The organism is Turicimonas sp. TL08, from assembly GCF_054660695.1.
Genome location: NZ_BAAGDP010000007.1, coordinates 70,930 through 88,315 on the forward strand (window position 1 = coordinate 70,930; position 17,386 = coordinate 88,315).

The 17,386-nt window shown below is 44.6% G+C and carries 15 protein-coding genes; 9 read left to right on the forward strand and 6 right to left on the reverse strand.

Translation table 11 applies throughout. The features are described from left to right. Nucleotides 1-64: 64 nt before the first annotated feature. Together ACYQ4O_RS05125 and ACYQ4O_RS05130 are read left to right on the forward strand one after the other, a co-directional pair. Nucleotides 65-1,882 (forward strand): sensor histidine kinase, encoded by a 1,818-nt coding sequence (locus ACYQ4O_RS05125; protein WP_460174955.1) that lies wholly within the window; start codon nt 65-67, stop codon nt 1,880-1,882. Then, nucleotides 1,869-2,519 carry a response regulator transcription factor gene (locus ACYQ4O_RS05130; protein ID WP_308513045.1) on the forward strand — a complete coding sequence of 217 codons (651 nt, stop codon included), beginning with the start codon at nt 1,869-1,871 and terminating at the stop codon, nt 2,517-2,519. The genes ACYQ4O_RS05125 and ACYQ4O_RS05130 overlap by 14 nt, the downstream gene beginning before the upstream one ends. Here the strand turns inward: ACYQ4O_RS05130 and larE are convergent. The 3 genes from larE to larB are packed head-to-tail and all read right to left on the reverse strand — an operon-like array spanning nt 2,509 to nt 4,848. Next, complete coding sequence (gene larE / locus ACYQ4O_RS05135; protein WP_460174956.1) at nt 2,509-3,345, reverse strand: ATP-dependent sacrificial sulfur transferase LarE; 837 nt, start codon at nt 3,343-3,345, stop codon at nt 2,509-2,511. The genes ACYQ4O_RS05130 and larE overlap by 11 nt on opposite strands. Then, the gene (larC, locus tag ACYQ4O_RS05140) at nt 3,338-4,183 is read right to left on the reverse strand and encodes a nickel pincer cofactor biosynthesis protein LarC (protein WP_308513043.1); all 846 of its coding nucleotides are present in this window, start codon (nt 4,181-4,183) and stop codon (nt 3,338-3,340) included. Before larC ends, larE begins: the two co-directional genes overlap by 8 nt. After that, nucleotides 4,180-4,848, reverse strand: coding sequence for a nickel pincer cofactor biosynthesis protein LarB (gene larB, locus ACYQ4O_RS05145; protein WP_308513042.1), 669 nt, complete (start codon nt 4,846-4,848; stop codon nt 4,180-4,182). Before larB ends, larC begins: the two co-directional genes overlap by 4 nt. Nucleotides 4,849-5,193: 345 nt before the next feature. On the opposite strand from larB, the gene ACYQ4O_RS05150 reads away from it, so the two are divergent. From ACYQ4O_RS05150 to ACYQ4O_RS05175, 6 genes are all read left to right on the forward strand, one after another. Then, nucleotides 5,194-6,555 carry an anaerobic C4-dicarboxylate transporter gene (locus ACYQ4O_RS05150; protein WP_460174957.1) on the forward strand — a complete coding sequence of 454 codons (1,362 nt, stop codon included), beginning with the start codon at nt 5,194-5,196 and terminating at the stop codon, nt 6,553-6,555. Nucleotides 6,556-6,769: 214 nt separating this feature from the next. After that, nucleotides 6,770-7,048, forward strand: coding sequence for a chaperone NapD (locus ACYQ4O_RS05155; protein ID WP_308513040.1), 279 nt, complete (start codon nt 6,770-6,772; stop codon nt 7,046-7,048). 19 nt (nt 7,049-7,067) lie between these two features. Beyond that, nucleotides 7,068-9,827, forward strand: a complete 2,760-nt coding sequence (gene napA, locus ACYQ4O_RS05160; protein ID WP_460174958.1) for a nitrate reductase catalytic subunit NapA — start codon at nt 7,068-7,070, stop codon at nt 9,825-9,827. A 36-nt stretch (nt 9,828-9,863) separates the two neighbouring features. Beyond that, a complete protein-coding gene (gene napG, locus ACYQ4O_RS05165) occupies nt 9,864-10,640 on the forward strand; it encodes a ferredoxin-type protein NapG (RefSeq protein WP_460174959.1) in 777 nt (258 codons plus the stop codon). After that, complete coding sequence (gene napH, locus ACYQ4O_RS05170; RefSeq protein ID WP_460174960.1) at nt 10,630-11,535, forward strand: quinol dehydrogenase ferredoxin subunit NapH; 906 nt, start codon at nt 10,630-10,632, stop codon at nt 11,533-11,535. The genes napG and napH overlap by 11 nt, the downstream gene beginning before the upstream one ends. Further along, nucleotides 11,528-11,839 (forward strand): nitrate reductase cytochrome c-type subunit, encoded by a 312-nt coding sequence (locus ACYQ4O_RS05175; protein ID WP_460174961.1) that lies wholly within the window; start codon nt 11,528-11,530, stop codon nt 11,837-11,839. The genes napH and ACYQ4O_RS05175 overlap by 8 nt, the downstream gene beginning before the upstream one ends. A gap of 76 nt (nt 11,840-11,915) precedes the next feature. On the opposite strand, the gene narL is transcribed toward ACYQ4O_RS05175, so the two are convergent. From narL to ACYQ4O_RS05190, 3 genes are all read right to left on the reverse strand, one after another. Next, nucleotides 11,916-12,569, reverse strand: coding sequence for a two-component system response regulator NarL (gene narL, locus ACYQ4O_RS05180; RefSeq protein ID WP_460174962.1), 654 nt, complete (start codon nt 12,567-12,569; stop codon nt 11,916-11,918). A gap of 30 nt (nt 12,570-12,599) precedes the next feature. Further along, nucleotides 12,600-14,390: a histidine kinase gene (locus ACYQ4O_RS05185; RefSeq protein WP_460174963.1), complete on the reverse strand. Its 1,791-nt coding sequence runs from the start codon at nt 14,388-14,390 to the stop codon at nt 12,600-12,602. Nucleotides 14,391-14,547: 157 nt separating this feature from the next. Further along, the gene (locus ACYQ4O_RS05190; protein ID WP_460174964.1) at nt 14,548-15,825 is read right to left on the reverse strand and encodes a hydantoinase/carbamoylase family amidase; all 1,278 of its coding nucleotides are present in this window, start codon (nt 15,823-15,825) and stop codon (nt 14,548-14,550) included. 201 nt (nt 15,826-16,026) lie between these two features. Between ACYQ4O_RS05190 and dcuC the strand changes: the two genes are divergently transcribed. Next, the gene (dcuC, locus tag ACYQ4O_RS05195; protein ID WP_460174965.1) at nt 16,027-17,301 is read left to right on the forward strand and encodes a C4-dicarboxylate transporter DcuC; all 1,275 of its coding nucleotides are present in this window, start codon (nt 16,027-16,029) and stop codon (nt 17,299-17,301) included. The last annotated feature ends 85 nt before the right edge of the window (nt 17,302-17,386 follow it).

Genomic DNA, 17,386 nt, shown 5'->3' on the forward strand with positions numbered 1-17,386 from the left:
AACTCTTTTACAAGGATAAGATAAGAAGGAAGAAAATAATAAGACGGCAATTTGATTTAGGAAAATGGTTTTAAGGTTTAACAGAGAAACGAATATGGGGCGGTTGCTCCTTATTTTCTGCATAAGTATTTTTTTTGCTTCTATTTCCAAAGTTTCTTTTGCCCGTCCTGATGAGCGTCCGGTTAAATTAGCGGTAGTAAATAGTTATGATGCGGGCATATCGGCTAAGCACTTTAGCAATACTGTTGCAGCCATCCGTGCTGCGATCGCTCCTCGTCGATTAGATGTTCATTTCTATGATCAAGATGATTTCTTGAAGGATGCTGCTGAGAAGAAATTCGATCTTTCAATTGCCTCAAGCGGCTTGACCGCTATGATGAAGTCCTCCAGCGGAGGGATTTCTCTTCTGACAGCTATCAATAAGTGGACTCCCGATCCTAATAGGGCTAATGCCGGCGTTATCATCACCCACAAGGATAGAACCGACATCAATACTCTGGCCGACTTAAAGGGTAAAAAGGTTGGAGTTTCCAGTACGAAAGCCTTTGCAGGCTTTCTTGCAATCATGGGAGAGATTGATGCAGAAGGCTTGAATCCCAATAACTTATTCGGTTCAGTGACCACCACGCATCGGCCGATGCCGGACCTCGTCAAAAGAGTACTTGACAAAGAAATTGAAGTGGCGTTTATCGCCAGCTGTATTCTGGAGAATATGGAGCGTAAAAACTTTGATGGTGACCTAAGTTCCATCAAAGTAGTTAATGAAAAATTTGATGATAATTTCAGTTGCCGTCACTCCACTCACCTTTATCCAGGGTGGATGTTTTCCGTTCAACCGACGTTGGACTCCCCAACTCTCCGAGCTATTACCATTAGTTTGCTGCAGCTTCCCGTCGATAAAGATGAAGGTGCTTATTGGACAGTAGCTAATGACTATGACCAGATGAATTTGCTCTTGGAGAAGTCTCAAGTCCGTTATTTAGAAGATAGAACTTTAGGCTGGCTTCTCCATTATTATCGATGGTACTTCATCGCAGGCGGGGCTGCCTTGCTTCTGATTCTTCTTAATTCGATCTATCTTGGATTTGCAGTTAGAAGAAAGACTCATCAGCTGCAGAAGAAAAATCAAGAAAACGAAGAGTATGAGAGAGAAAACAGAAAGATTCAGGAAAGAATTGAAAATCTGGAAAAGACGAATTCCATCGCAATTATTTCTGCCATGGTTGCCCACGAGCTAAAGCAGCCTCTGGGAGCGATTAATAATTATTCAGAAGCACTTCTTAGACAACTTAACCGGAATAAAAGTCCGTCGGAAAAAGTTCTTAAGGAGGCCCTTTCAGAAATCAAGGGTGAAAGCACGCGTGCTTCGGATATTATTGACTTCGTTCGAACTATCGGACGAAAAGAAAGAAGGGAAAGGAAGAAATTTAATCTGGAGGGAACGGCCTCTAGAATTATCAGTTTAATGAAGCGATTAGGAAGACTTAACCTGAACTGCACGTTGAGCGGTGACAAAGATTTGATAGTTTACGCAGATCCTCTTAATGTAGATCTGGTTTTAATCAATCTATTAAAAAATGCGGAAGAAGCCGTGTCCGGGCAGCCTTCTCCAAAAATTAATGTTGAAATTACAAAGGCTGGGTCAACTGCTCAGGTGACAATCGAGGATAATGGGCCGGAAATGAGCGATGAAAAATTGGCCTCTCTGAGCAATCTTGGTCATTCAAGCAAAAAAGATGGTCTAGGATTAGGATTGGCAATTGTTAGAGAACTTCTAGAAGCCAACGGGGGTTCGCTTAAGCTCTCGAAGGTTCCCACAGGAGGTCTTCGCTGTGTAGTTACTTTGCCATTAGCTTTGGAGGATGAGGATGAACTTAGATAAGCTGCAGGAGAGTGCCCTTATCAGAATTGTGGACGATGATGATGCAATGAGGAAATCTTGGAGATTTCTAATTGAAGGCGAAGGCTGGCGTACTGTTTGTTATTCTTCTGCGCTGCGTTTTCTTGAAGAAGACAACCGTGAAGAGCCTGGTTGCGTTGTCTTAGACGTTCGAATGCCTGATATGAGCGGCATAGAACTGCAAAGAGTCATGATGCTGCAAAAGAATGGCTTGCCTATTATCTTTGTATCTGCTCACGGCGATATCGATATGGCCGTTCAAGCTCTCAAGGATGGCGCATCTGATTTTCTGCCGAAACCTGTCAGCGCTGACAGGCTTTTAGAGGCCATCGAGAAAGCGGTTAAGAAAGACTTAGAGCGCCGGAAAGAAAAGAAACTGGCTGAAGAAACCAGACAAGCTTTCAATACGTTGACGGCAAGAGAAAAGATGGTTGCCCGTAAAGTTGCCCGCGGTTTACTTAACAAACAAATCGGTGAGGAACTGAATATCAGTGAAAAAACTGTTCAAGTTCACAGAGGTGTGGTATGCCGCAAACTAGGTGTCAAGAGTGCGGTAGGAGTCGCCAATATTCTCTCGATTATTAACGAGGAAGATTCCAGCTCTGAAGCTATCCGCTAGCCTTCTTTGAAAAGCCGTCCAAATGGTCGAAATACCCGGAAAGAGCAGGGAGAAAAAGGACTTTTAAAGCTTTTTCTGAAGCAGAATCTACCGAACCGGCCTGTTCAATTTTTTTTATCAAAGAATCTGAAAGGGAAGCCTTATGGCTTTCGGGAATGTGAACAGCAAGATAGGGCTCGCCTATTTCTCTGACACGAAAAGGCGTCGCTGTTGACACTTCCCCCAGGATTTTCTGAATTCTTTGCTCAATTTTTTCGATTGAGTTTATTTGTTCCTTTGTGATTTCGAAGTTGTAAGGGAATCTTGTAAGCAAACAAGGTTTAGATATCTGATTAAAGTCATCCAATCCAATTTCTTTTCCAATAGCTCGGATTTCTGCCTTTGAAAGTTCTGCCTCTGCCAGAGGCGAGAGAACATTCAGCTCTTTTAAAGCTCGAATGCCCGGGCGGTAACATTCCAAATCAGAGTGGTTAGTGCCGTCGCATAGTTTATTAACACGGGTTAATAAGAAAGAGAAAAGTCCTTTTTTGCAGTGAAAGCATCGAGTTCTTGAGTTGAATTTGACTTCAGGTATTTCCAAAGGATTTTGAACCAGAATCTCTAAAGGAAAGTTGTGATTTTTTGCCCATTTTTCCGCATCTTTTGTTTCTTGAAGCGAAAGATGCGGGCCGGATATATGAAACAGCCGTACTTTGAATCCTAAATAGGTAGAAGCATATGCAAGAAAGCGGCTGTCTAGTCCTCCTGAAAAAGCTATGTTTACAGGTTCCTCGCCGAATTGTTCAGATAAAAAATCTCTTAACCTTTCGAGTTTCGGATTAAACATAGCTTGTTCCGTAAACAAAAACCGCTCCGTTAGGGACTCCGGGATAAATATAAGTACCGTAGACGGTATTAATTTTTTCAACCACTATCATGGGCCAGCCTCCGAATGTCGGATTAAAAGCTTTAAGAAGTGCTAATGCCGTTGGAGTGACGGTTTCTCCTTCGGCTCCAAAGGGCCGGACAGGAATTCCCGGAAGCATCGCTTGGACGGCCGGAGCCGGGGAAGGGATAGCGCCGTGAGCGCAATGAATTACACCGTCAGCAATAGGAAGAGGACTGACTACAAAGTAATCAGGATTTAACCTGGCAAACAGTTCGCAGGTAAAGCAGATGTCCAAAATACTGTCTAATGCTCCTACTTCATGGAAATGGACTTCCTCGATGTTAAGACTGTGGACGGCAGCTTCAGCTTCAGCAACAAAAGAGAAGGCCGAGACGGCATAGGACTTTGCTTTTTCAGAAAGCTGCGCTTGGGAAATAATTTTTAAAACATCATCAAGATTTCTATGCTGATGTTCGTGTGGGAGCTGAACTGAACAATGCCAGCCTGCAATGTGATTTACCTCCTTTTTTACGAGCTGGACCGATCCTTTTAAGGCGGGAAAAATGCCGTTAAGGATGTTGTCCGTCTCTTGAGAAGAAAGTCCAAGTGTGCGGATAAGACCACACAAGAACATATCACCCGCAAGTCCTGAGTGGGATCTGATGGTCAAGACCTTCTTTCCTGCTTCGAGTTTGTCACTTTGTTCAGAAGACTTGCCGAAATCATGATGATGGTGTGGCATCTCAATATCACAGTGAGAGTGGTCCTGATGAGAATGGTGGTGTTCGTTTGTCATTTAATGAATCCTTTGCAGGATAGTAATATTTTGTATGCCATGCACGCTGCCCCGAATCCATTGTCTATGTTGACTACGGCTACGCCCGGCGCACAACAGGCAAGCATCGAATTTAACGCGGTCTGTCCTCCTGCGCAAACTCCATATCCTACCGATGTAGGGACACCAATGACGGGTTTGCTGGTCAGACCGGCTAAAACACTGGTGAGCGCAGCTTCCATTCCTGCGACAGCGATAATTATGTCGCAGGAATTTATCTGGGAGATTTTTTCCTGTAGCCTCCATAGGCCACTGACGCCACAATCTTCAAAAACTTGGTTTTCAACATTGAGATAATCCAAAGTTCTTTTGGCTTCCCACGTGACGAAGCCGTCAGAGGTTCCAGCCGAAACAACGGCAACCCGACCCTCGACTTTCTTGGCTATCTTATTCGTATACGCTGTTTTAGCCAAAGAATCAAAACAATATTTTGACTGCAATTGAGGATCTAATTGGCTAAAGGTGATAGATTCCAATCGGGTAAACAAAATGGGATTTTCGGCTTTTAAAGCGAAGTTTTCTAAAAGCTTTAAAACTGAGGCTTTTTCTTTTCCTTCTGCGTAAATGACTTCCGGGATACCCGTGCGGGCCATCCGGGCGAAATCAAAATTTACATGTTCACTCATAAAGTTCTAAACGTGAGAGGTTTTTAGCTTTCCTTGCAAGAGTTTGCAAAAGACTCTGCAAAAATATTGGTTTACTTAATATTTAATTCGAAATGCGATTATTCATTAATTCGGATCAACTCTTAGTACCTTTTAATTAGGTAGGTCTAAACCCTTAAAAATCAGTGTTTTTCAAACATCTTTAAAATCATTTAGTTAGTTAAAAATAAGGGTTACTACTAATAAGTAATTACCCTAATATTTATAACCAAACTGGGTTCGCCTCTTGTATCAATTCGTAAATTCGGTAATTATTCATGTTGTCCATATTTGACACATTTTTACAATTCATTCAGGAAGAAAATTATGGGTGCTATTTTTTGGTTTCAAGTTTTACTGCTTTTAGCATTCTTGTGCTTCGGAGCAAGAAAAGGCGGTATGTGTTTGGGCCTCTTGGGCGGTATTGGCCTTATCATTTTCGTTTTCGGCCCGAAGCCATGGCTTGGACTCCCACCAGGAAAACCTCCAGTTGACGTTATTCTGACTATTATTGCTGTAGTAGCTGCTGGCGCCACACTTCAGGCCTCCGGCGGTTTGGACTGCATGCTTCAGGTAGCTGAAAAAATTCTTCGTAATCGTCCGAAGATGGTTACCTTCCTCGCTCCATTGGTCACTTTCACATTGACTATTCTTTGCGGTACAGGCCACACTGTATACACAATGCTCCCGATTATTTATGACGTGGCTATTAAGACAGGAATCCGTCCGGAACGTCCGATGGCAGCTTCTTCTATTGCTGCACAGATGGGCGTTATCTGCTCTCCGGTTTCCGTAGCTTGCGTTTCTATGATCGCCTTGATGGCTGGCCACCCAATGGCAAACGGTACAGAAATCAACCTTTTGACATTGATGTCTTTGACAATCCCTGCCGGTTTGATTGGTTTGCTCGTAATGGCAACTTGGTCTAACTTCCGCGGTAAAGATTTGGATAAAGATCCGGAATTCCAGGCTCTTATTGCAGATCCGGAAGCTAAGAAGTATGTCTACGGCGAAACATTGACTCTCCTTGGCAAGAAGCTTCCTACAAAACAGTGGACTGCTATGTGGATCTTCTTGGCCGTTGTTGCTGTCGTTGCATGTCTTGGTGCAGTTTCTGAATTCAGACCAATGGTTGGAAAGAAACCGCTCTCCATGACATTAGTAATTCAGATGTTCATGTTCGCTTGCGGTGCGATCATCGTATTCGCGACAGGAACTGCTCCGAAGTCCATTGGCGCCACTCCGGTATTCCGTTCAGGTATGGTTGCCGTTGTTTGCGTGTTCGGTGTTGCATGGATGTCCGATACAGTGTTTAAAGCTCACTTGAACGATCTTAAGGAAGTCTTGGTTGAATACGTTAAGGTTTATCCATGGGCCTATGCTTTCGTTATCCTCCTTGTTTCTAAGCTGGTTAACTCTCAGGCGGCTGCAGTTGCTACCATCGTTCCGGTTGCTCTGGCCGTTGGAACACCTGCAGGCGTTGTAGTCGGTTGCTCTGCAGCTTGCTACGGTTACTACATTATCCCGACTTATCCGTCTGACTTAGCATCTATCGAATTCGACCGCTCCGGTACAACTAAGATTGGTAAGTTTGTTATCAACCACTCCTTCATCCTTCCGGGTTTGATTGGTGTGTGTACCGCCACGGTTGCCGGTTACTGCATGGCATTCTTGCGCGGCTGGATCTAATTCATAAAACAAAAGTTCTTTTGAACTAAAAAAAGGAGGCTCGTCCTCCTTTTTTTATGGGGAGAAATCGTAAAAATCATATACAAATACCTTAAAAAGTAAGTGTTTCTACCTAATGATTTTGGTTATTTCTGGGTAGAATATTTGCTCCTTACTCAAGATTATTCATAATTTAAAAAACCCCTAATGAACAACTAGTGTAAGTAGGTACCCCATGAATTATTCTGGCCTGCTGGTGGCTTGCAAACCCGGATGCTTTTCGCAAGCCTTGGAAGCTGTCTCCACGATTTCCGGTGTCGAAGTTCACCAAAAACAAGAAGAAGCCAGTCGTTTTATTGTGGTGGTCGAAGCCCCGTCGGTCACTGAAGAGACAGAAATATTTAAATCAATTTCAGCCCTTGACTCCGTCATGGATGTTTCCCTTTTAGTCCATCATTTTGAAGAATCCGCTGAAATTAATCCCCTTGATAATTTTGAAAAGTTAACCCAATAACTTTGGTTTAGGAGAGCGTATGACGACTAATTTACCCCAAGTCAAGCGTCGTGAACTTTTAAAAGCAGGTATTGCTGCTTCAGCTGCAATGACAGTTGGCATTCCTGTTTCAGAAGTAGCTAAGGCTGCTGCCGGAGCTGCTGAAAATGGAATTGTTTGGACAAAAGGCGTCTGCCGCTTCTGCGGAACCGGATGCGGTTTGTCAGTCGGTGTAAAAGACGGCCGTGTAGTTGCAACGAAAGGAGACCCTGACGCACCTGTCAATAGAGGTCTTAACTGCATTAAAGGCTATTTCAACGCCAAGATTTTGTACGGCAAAGACAGACTTACCAAGCCGTTGTTAAGAAAGACAGACGGAAAATACGACAAGAACGGCAAGTTCGAAGCTGTCTCTTGGGAAGAAGCCCTTGATGTTATGGCTGATAAATTCCTTCAGACATACAAGGCTAAAGGCCCGACTGCTGTTGCTATTCTTGGTTCCGGTCAGTACACCATCCCTGAAGCTTACGCAGCAAGCAAGCTTGTAAAGGCCGGCTGGCGTTCTAACAACTTGGATCCGAATGCCCGCTTGTGTATGGCAAGTGCCGTGGTAGGCTTCTATCAAGTATTCGGTATTGACGAACCCGCTAATAACTATTCCGACATTGAAAAATGCAACACAATGGTTTTGTGGGGCAACAATATGGCGGAAGCTCATCCGGTTTTGTGGTCTCGAGTCGCCGACAGAAAATTGACCCACGCAGCCACTAAGATTATTAACGTGACTACCTATAAGAACATGAGTTCTAACTTGGCAGACACAACAATTATCTTCAAGCCGAATACAGATCTTGCTATTCTCAACTACATCTTGAGAGAAATCGTTAATCGAGGTGCCGTTGAGCAGGATTTCGTTAATAAACACTGTATTTTCGCAACCGGTAACGTTGACATCGGTTACGGAATGCGTCCTACCGACAAATTTGCATTCCCGGCAGAAAAAGATGTTCAAAAGAAACAAAATGAGATCGTCTTAGATAAGTGGGAAGCTATTGCCCAAGGCCGCAAAGAAGGTCAGGTTGTTAAGCAAGTTCAGCAGGGCGGTAAAGCCGGCGGTCACTGGTCCATTACTTTTGAAGAATTCAAGAAGGGGCTTGAACCGTATACACTTGATTTCGTAGCTGAGCTCTCCAAGGGAGATCCTGATGAAAGCATGGAAGACTTCAAGAAGAAATTGGTCGCCCTTGCTGATACTTACATTGATAAGGCCAACGATATTCTCAGCTTCTGGTGTATGGGAGCTAACCAGCATCAAAGAGGCGTATGGGTAAACGAACAGATTTATGCCGTTCATCTTTTGCTGGCTAAGCATGCACGTCCGGGCAATGGCGCTTTCTCTTTGACAGGTCAACCGTCTGCTTGCGGTTCGGCTCGCGAAGTTGGTACTTTCTGCCATCGTTTGCCCTCTGATCTGTTGGTAGCTGCTAAACCGGCACGCGTCAAATCTGAAAAGATTTGGGGAGTCCCGGAAAAGACTATCAATCCGAAAGTCGGCAGAGCCTTTATGGAAATTCTGCGCGGAATGGAGGATGATTCCGTTAATTTCGTCTGGACACAGGTTGTTAACCCGTTCCAAGCCGCTCCTAACAGCAACCACTGGTTGAAGGCTGCCCGTCATCCAAACAACTTTATCGTTGTTGCCGATGCTTATCCGACATTCAGCTGCCGCTATGCTGACTTGATTCTTCCTGCCGCTATGATCTTCGAAAAATGGGGCTTATACGGCAACGCCGAAAGACGTACACAAGGCTGGCAGCAGATGGCAACTCCTCCGGGAGAAGCAAGAACAGACTTGTGGATGATGATGGAATTTGCTAAGCGCATCAAACTCAAAGATGTGTGGGGCGAACAATCAGTTCCCGGTTTGAAGGTAGAAGGTTACGAAGACGGCAAGCTTCCGAGCGTTTTGGATGAAGCTCAGAAGATGGGCTACACTCCTGAAACGACTCTTTATGAAGTTTTGTATGCCCGCAAGTCCAACACTAACGTCGCATGGCCTGATCCTGCCTTTGTCTGCAAGATCAACAGCACAGCGGCTCCGTCTAAACTGAACTGGTTCCCGGAAAAGGCATTGTTCTCTGAATATCGTCAATTCACTTTAGGCGACGGTCACGATCTTGCGGATTTCGATACATATCTCAATTCCAAGACACGTGGTTTGATGTGGCCTGTTGTGAACGGAAAAGAAACACCGTACCGCTTTAATCAGGACTTCGACCCGTATGTTAAGGAAGGCGGATATGCTTTCTACGGCAAGCTCTTTAAAGCTATCCCGACTGGCAACCTTTGGGGCATCACAGATCCGAAGCCGGTTCCGTTGCCCAATAAAGCAAAGATTTTCTACCGTCCGTATGCAGCTCCGGTTGAACAACCGGATGCCAACTACGACTTGTGGCTTTGCACAGGCCGAATCCTTGAACATTGGCATACAGGTTCTATGACCATGAGAGTTCCTGAACTCTACAGAGCTCAGCCAAACGCTTTTGTTTACATGAACCCAGACGATGCTGCTAAGCGCGGCCTTAAGAACGGCGATGTGGCAACAGTTGAAAGCAGACGCGGGAAGATCAATGCGATCGTCCAGACAAATCAGCGCAACTTCATGCCTAAGGGCTCTTCTTGGCTCGCTTTCTTTGACGAAAAGGTTCAAACCAACCAGGTAGTCATCGACGCAACTGACCCGATTTCTGAAGAACCTGACTTCAAGAAATCTGCAGTCAAGATTTATAAGGCTCAATAACCATAGTATGCGGAGCCGAAAGGCTCCGTCCAAAGCATGACTGAGAAAAAGACATCAAGAAGAGATTTTGTTACTCGTTCCGTTCAGCTTGGAGCTGCAGGAGTAGGTGCAGGTCTGCTGTGGAATCTATTTCTTCAACAAAGTGCCCAAGCCAGAGGATTCGTTCCGAGACCTCCGGGAGCACTCGAAGGCAAGGATTTTGATACAGCCTGTACCAAATGCGGTTTATGCGTCAGAGCGTGTCCTTACGAAACACTCAAACTTGCCAAGTTTGGTGACATCGCAGCACCTGGCACACCTTACTTTGAACCAAGAGAAATTCCATGCTATATGTGCAGAGATCTCCCTTGTGTCAAAGCGTGTCCCTCAGGAGCATTGGATCCGAATCTGACGGATATTACAAAAGCAAAGATGGGAGTTGCTGCGATTGACCACAGTACGTGTCTTTCTTGGCAAGGCCTGAGATGCGAAATCTGTTATCGTGATTGCCCTGAACAAAATAAGGCAATCATTATCGATACGCAGCCTCGGCAGATTAGTAAACACGGTATGTTTCTGCCGGTCATTCAGCCGGATCAGTGCACGGGATGCGGATTGTGCGTTCACAGCTGTCCGACAGCCGTTCCATGCATCAACATTGTTGATCCGGATAAATTCATAGGCAGGATAGGCGATCATTATCGTCTCGGTTGGAAAGAGGCAGATGACGCCAGACCTATTCCTAACAGTCCAATGCTTGGAGAGGGCCCGACACACGAGCTTCCTCCGGGAGGATTGGATTATTTGAATTCGGAGGGTCCGAATGGCAAATAAGGAAATCAGACATCTGCCTCCTCCAAAGACCTTGAAGGAGTGGCTTTTCCGACTGCGGTATACCATCGCAAGACGATTAGTTCAATTTACGCTCATCGCTTTGTTTATCGGTACGTTCAGACTTGGATGGAATTTGTTTGGACTTCCTCTTCTTGAAGGGGATCTGTCTTCCTCACGAATTCTTTCTTTAGTTCCGCTCTCTGATCCGTTTGCGGCATTACAAAGAGTATTGGCTCAGTATTGGCTTTCTCCGGAGACCTTACTTGGTGCCTTTATCATTCTGGTTTTCTATGCCCTTGTCAGCGGCAGAACATTTTGTTCTTGGGTCTGTCCTATGAATTTAGTTACGGACTTCGCTTTTTGGGTTAGAGAAAAGCTGCATATTAAATCTCAGATGCTTGCTGTCCCTTCAGCAATGCGTTATGTCTTGCTTGCAGTTTGCTTGGTGTTATGTGTTCTTACAGGCGAAGCCGCATTTGAAGCAGTTAGTCCCCAAGGAATTATCTGGCGCGAGATGGTCTATGGAATCGGCTATGGATTCTTAAGCGCGGTTTTCGGGATCTTTGCGCTGGATTTGGCTATCACTAAGAGAGGCTGGTGCGGACACCTTTGTCCTCTGGGCGCCTTCTGGGCACTTTGGGGACGGTTCGGACAGCTGAAGGTCAGTTATGATGACAATACTTGTACCCGTTGCGGTGATTGTCTTAAAGTCTGTCCTGAACCTCAGGTGATTAACTTTAAAGAAGCCGCCAAAGTCGGGAGATTTGCCTCCGGCGAGTGTGTTAACTGCGGAAAATGTATTTCAATTTGTCCTGAAAATAGTTTGAATTTTAAGTTGCGTTTTGTACCCCAGAAAAAGACTGAAAACGCAAAAATAGGAGACATTCATGAATAAACTCTTATTAGTCCCCCTGATGGCGTTAAGCTTTGCTGCTTTCGCACAAGAACCGGCCGCCGATGCCGCCATCACAGATCAATTTACTCCTCCGATGATCCCGCATCCGGTAGCGGCTTATCTTCCGATTACTCCGACAAAGAATGCATGCTTGATGTGCCATCAGATTCCGAAACCCGGAATGCAGAAGATGAAAGGTATGCCGACTCCATTGCCGCCGAGCCATGTAACAGGAGATAAGGTTAATCCGAATCGTTATGAATGCATGCTCTGCCATGCTGAATTACTTCCTGAGAAGAAGTAATCAGTAAGTCAGTACTGCTTCGTTAATAACAAAATGCCGGTGTGAGTACCGGCATTTTGGCAAGGAGAGGAAGATTTCAAAGCTTGATATTGTTCTCACTAACCCAGATTGCAGCTTCAACGCGGGAATGGAAATTTAACTTTTTCAATATATGTTTTACATGAACTTTTACGGTCCCGTCTGAAATATTTAATTCTCGGGCAATAAGTTTGTTGCTTAGTCCCTGAGAAATTCCTTTAAGAACCATCAGTTCCTTTTCTGTGAGACCTTGAAGAGAGCGTGACGGCTCATCTTTCTTTTCTTTAAGAGCTTCTGCTAAAGCATTGGTAAGAACAGGACTTAAAACGACCTGTCCCTCGATTGCTCGATTGATATTTTCCAGGATTTCTTCAGGCTCCAGATCTTTGAGTAGGTACCCGTCAGCTCCTGTTTTAATTGCTTGCAGCAAATCGTTAGGAGAGTCAGATACGGTCAGCATTACAACTTTTATAGAAGGGTCATGGTTTTTGATGGCTGAGAGGATTTCGATACCGCTCGTTCCTTTCATGTTCAAGTCCAAGAGGACTAAATCCGGTTCTTTAGAGGTTATGCCGGCAACAGCTCCCTCAAAGGTCCCGGCTTCGCCAATGACTTGAAAGTTTGGATTCAGTTGGAGAAGCTGAACGACACCCTTACGAAAAAGCGGATGATCGTCTACAACAAAGATTTTTGTTATTTCATTTTCGGCCATGACCAATATCCGTCCTCATTAACTGGTTTTCTAATTTGCAGTTCTAAATCTAAAATTAACAATCAAGCCGGTAGGAGTATTGGGCAGGAAGTTAATTTCTGCGTCTAAAGCTTTTGCTCTTTCTTCCATAATCGAAAGTCCGAAGTGGCCTTTCTTCTCACGCTCAGCCGGTTGCAAACCTTTTCCATTATCAGCAATACTAACATTAATGAAATTATCGGAGTCAATGGAAAGAGAAACGTTGACCTTTGATGCTCGAGAATGTTTTTCAATATTAGTTAATGCTTCTTTAAGTATATGGATTAAGTGTACCTGCTTGTTAGCATTAATTTCAAAATCAAGAAGGTCGTTCTTCAGGTTGTATTCGATCCCGGAACGCTCATGGAATTCTTCCAATAATTTATGAATAGATTGGCGAATGTCCGCGGAAGTAGGTTTAAGCCGGAAGGCTGTCAGTACTTCACGGAGCTGCGTGTAAGCAGTAGAAACGCCGGTTCTAAGCTCGTTTACAATTTCTTGAAGTTGCTCTTTGGGAAGTTCTTCTTTTAGGCCTAAGGAAAGGCGTGTAAGCTGAATTTTAGAAAAGGCTAAGGACTGTGCTATAGAGTCGTGAAGCTCGCGGGCAATAGTTGAACGTTCCTCATAAAGAGCAAGGCGGTAACCCTCTTCTCTTTTACGAGCATTGATTAAGGCTGTCGCAAAGATTTCACTGACGCTTTCGAATAACCGGTAATCTCTAAGTTCATCCTGTGTTTCCTCGAAATGGATTACCAAATATCCAACAAGCCTGGAGGCATCTTTGACTTGGATTCGGAGATAGTTTCCGCTTTCCTCGGTTAATTTATTTTGATTAGCCGAGGAGAATTGCGTTTTTAAGTTTTGAAGGAATTCTTCCTTATTTTTATCATCTAACTGAGGATATGCAGTAGAGAGGCGGTAAGAGTCAAGGTCGTCGGAAACTACGAAAAGGGCAATCCTATTTCCATGAATATAGTGCATTAACTCTGCCAGAGCTTTTGATAAAGTGTCTCCTTGGAGAGTTGGGGAACTGCTGAAGATACTGCGCAAAGTAAACAGCAAATTTACGGTCTTGTTACGTTGATCTAAATCTTTGGTTTTACGTTTAACTTCCTCTTCCAGAGATTCGTAAAGTCTGGATAAGTCTTCAATCATGTAGTTAAAGCTCCCTGCTAGCACTCCAAGTTCGTTTTCTTTTTTGTAATTGGAACGAACTGAGAAGTTTCCTTTTCTGACAGCAGAGGCAACATCTGCCAGAGCTTGCAATGGGAGGAAGAATACTCTTTGGAAATATATTAAGAATACTGCTCCCAGGAGTGGAACCAAAATACAAGTGGCTATCAGACCAATTCGAAGCCAAGTCATTTGTACAGCCAGACTTTGTTCAATATCAAAAACAAACTTGTCGACTTTAGAGACAAAGGACGGCACATAATTAAGAAACTTGGCTTCTGTTGACGGATTTTCAATGACTCGTTCAGCCATGGGCTTTAGCATGCCGTAAAAGTCTGAATAGATTTCGTGGTAGAGGATTCGAAGCGAGTCGTTGGGTTTGTTTGGTATAGCTTTAACCAGCCCGGGGCTGTTTAGCCTTCGCTCGAACTCATTGACTGCTCTCGTAATTGCCTTTGTTCTTTGCTCCTGTTCTCTAGTGGCATATTCAGCCACGGTTAGGGCAACTACGTAGCTCTGCATTCTCAATGAGCCGGAGATGTTGATGGCACTTCCTTTATTTGACGACTGGCCAGTCAATAAGAAAATAGAGAAAAGCGTGAATGTAATGCCGAGAGAGAAAATAAGCATTAACAGTGCAAATTGAAAGAAAAGTTTCTTTCCTTGGAGAGTCTTAAGTAAGGTCATTACACGTGAGAATTCTGAGCTGTGAGACTAATTGTAGCAACGGGGAGGAAAAAAATCGCCCCAAAAAGGTGGGGCGATTTTTTTGATAGTGATCTAAAGGTTACTTAAGGCCTTCAATCGGGAAGTTCTTGACAGCATTCCAAAGAGCGTCGGCCCCTTGGATGAAGTCTTCAAGTTTCATCTTTTCATGAGGATTATGAGAACCATCTTGGTTTGCCACAAAAATCATAGCGGCAGGAATTCCCAAGTTACCGAAGATAACGGAGTCATGACCTGCACCGGAAGGCAGCTTGCGTACATTGAGTCCGGCTTCACGGGCACTCTTATCCAAATGATTCATAAGGTTTTCATGGATAGCCAGCGGTTCGCTGATGATAGTCTTGTCAAATTCAAACTTAACGCCGCGTTTCTTGCCGATTTCTTCAGCTTGCTGCAATAAGAGAGCATGGAACTGTTCAAGAGTTTCACGATGAAGAGATCTGATGTCGCAGCAGAAAGTGACTTCTCCCGGAACAATGGCAATAGCTGAAGTAGCAGAGGTATGGACAACACCGATCGTGAAGACTAAGTCTTTGCCGTCTTTGAGCCAATCATCCCATAAGCAGTCCATCTTGTAAGCGAGTTCAGCCATTGCCAACACAGCATCGTGACGGAATTGCTTATCAACAGCACCTGAGTGAGCTGTTTCACCGATGCATTTGATAGTTTTATGACGGAAGTTGCCGCGAATACCTGTCACAATGCCAACTCTTGTATCGGAAGAATCGAGAGTAGGCCCTTGTTCAATGTGAAGTTCGATGAAAGCTGCCATCTTAGCTAAATCAACGACAGGAACACCTGTGGTTAAGTCGTCCGGATTAAAACCGCAGGCCTTGATGGTTTCTTTTAATGTTTTGCCGGTGGAGCGGTGCTTGAGAGCAAGGTCTTGTTCCGTGAGCTGTCCAGTCATACCGAGAGAGCCTACATAGCACTTGCCGAACCAAGAGCTTTCTTCCATTCTCATCATGAGAACTGCGTAATCTCTTTCGGGAACGTAGTTGATTTCTCTCATCCAGCGAGCAACAGTCAAAGCAGCGACTACTCCTGCCAGCCCGTCATAGTTGCCGCCTTGTGGTACGGAATCCACATGTGAGCCGCTGACAAGTGCGGGGAGGTTACGATTTTTACCCGGAATGGTCATCCAAACATTTCCGGCTTTATCGGTAGAAATTTCAAGATTAAGTTCGTTTCCGATTTTCTTAAAATATTCGAGAACCTGGGTTTCTACGGGAGAGTATCCCTGACGGGATACGCCTTGACCATCTTTTGACATCTCGCGGATGTCGTCGAAGCATTTTTTAGCAAATTCTGATGATTTTTTTTGGAATTCAGAAGGCATTTTTAAGATTCTCCTTGGATTAAATCTGTTCATTTTAGAAGAACGAGACAAATGAAAATTAAATAACTATTCAAAAAAATTGTAAATTACAGGGTTAGTACGGTTTACTAGATATTACAAGATGTGAAATAGTAAGGCATTCTCCGGAAGAGAATATCTTACGGGGATTACAAAAATTAGCTAGTTTGAAAGGTGTTATTCATGTCATTAACCGCTTGGATAGCAGTAGCCGTGGTTATCGTCACGGTCTATTGCTTAATTAAACGCTATGAGACCCGCTTGGTTCTCTTCACGGCAGGTTTGTTCCTTTGCTGCATTTCCATGAAGCCGATGATGGCTCTGGACCAGTTCGCAAAGAGCATGACAACTGCAACTCTTATCATGGCAATCTGCGGATCGATGGGTTTCGCATATGTCGTGACTCACACACAGTGTGATAAGCATTTAGTTTCTCTGTTAGCAGCTCCTCTGAGGAAGATTGGTATTCTTTTGATTCCAGCCGCTACAGCTGTTACTTTCTTCGTTAACATTGCACTTCCTTCCGCAGCCGGCTGTGCCGCTGCCGTAGGCGCAACTTTGATCCCTGTGATGATCCGCTCCGGTATCCGTCCGGCCGCTGCAGGCGCAGCTATTCTGATGGGTACTTATGGTTCCTGCTTGTCCCCAGGTATGAGCCATAATAACTTCGTAGCTAAGATCTCCAACATGGACGTTATGGACGTTATCGGTCTTCATACACCATTCACATTGATCATGATGGCTATCGGCCTTGTTGGTATCACAATCGTCTGCTTAGTCTTGCGCGATAACAAGCCAAGTCAAGAAGAACTTGATGCCTACTATGCTCAGGCTGGTCAGGCCGGCGAAATCGGTCGCATCAACATCCTCAAGGCTCTTGCTCCGCTCGTTCCATTGTGCATTTTGGTTGCCGGCAACCAATGGTTCCCAGCTATCAAGATGGGCGTGGCACAGGCCATGGTCTGCGGAGCTATCTACACATTAGCAGTCAGCTGGACAAATCCGCAACAATTCTCCAAAGAATTCTTTAAGGGAATGGGTTCAGGTTACGGTTCTGTGATGGGTATCATCATTGCGGCCGGTGTCTTTGCTGCTGGCTTGAGAGCTGCCGGTTTGGTCGATGCATTCGTCGCAGGTCTTAAGGCTTCTAACGAAATTGCCCGTTGGGGCGGTTCTTTAGGACCATTCATCCTCGCTGTTATTACTGGCTCCGGCGACGCTGCTACATTCGCCTTCAATGAAGCTGTTACACCTCACGCTGCTGATTTCGGTATGCAGGTTCCTAACCTCGGTGCTTTGGCTCTTATCTCCGGTTCTTTGGGCAGAACAATGTCCCCGATCGCTGGTGTTGTGATCGTAGTTTCCGGTCTTGCTATGGTTCAGCCAATGCAATTGGTTAAGAGAACATTTATCCCAATGATTATTGCCGTGTTCACACTGGCATTGATTATGGTTTAATTCTTTGCTACCGCAAAAAAGGTCCTTCGGGACCTTTTTTACTGGGAATTTGTAAAAAATTGCTAGCTTAATTCCCAATAAAACG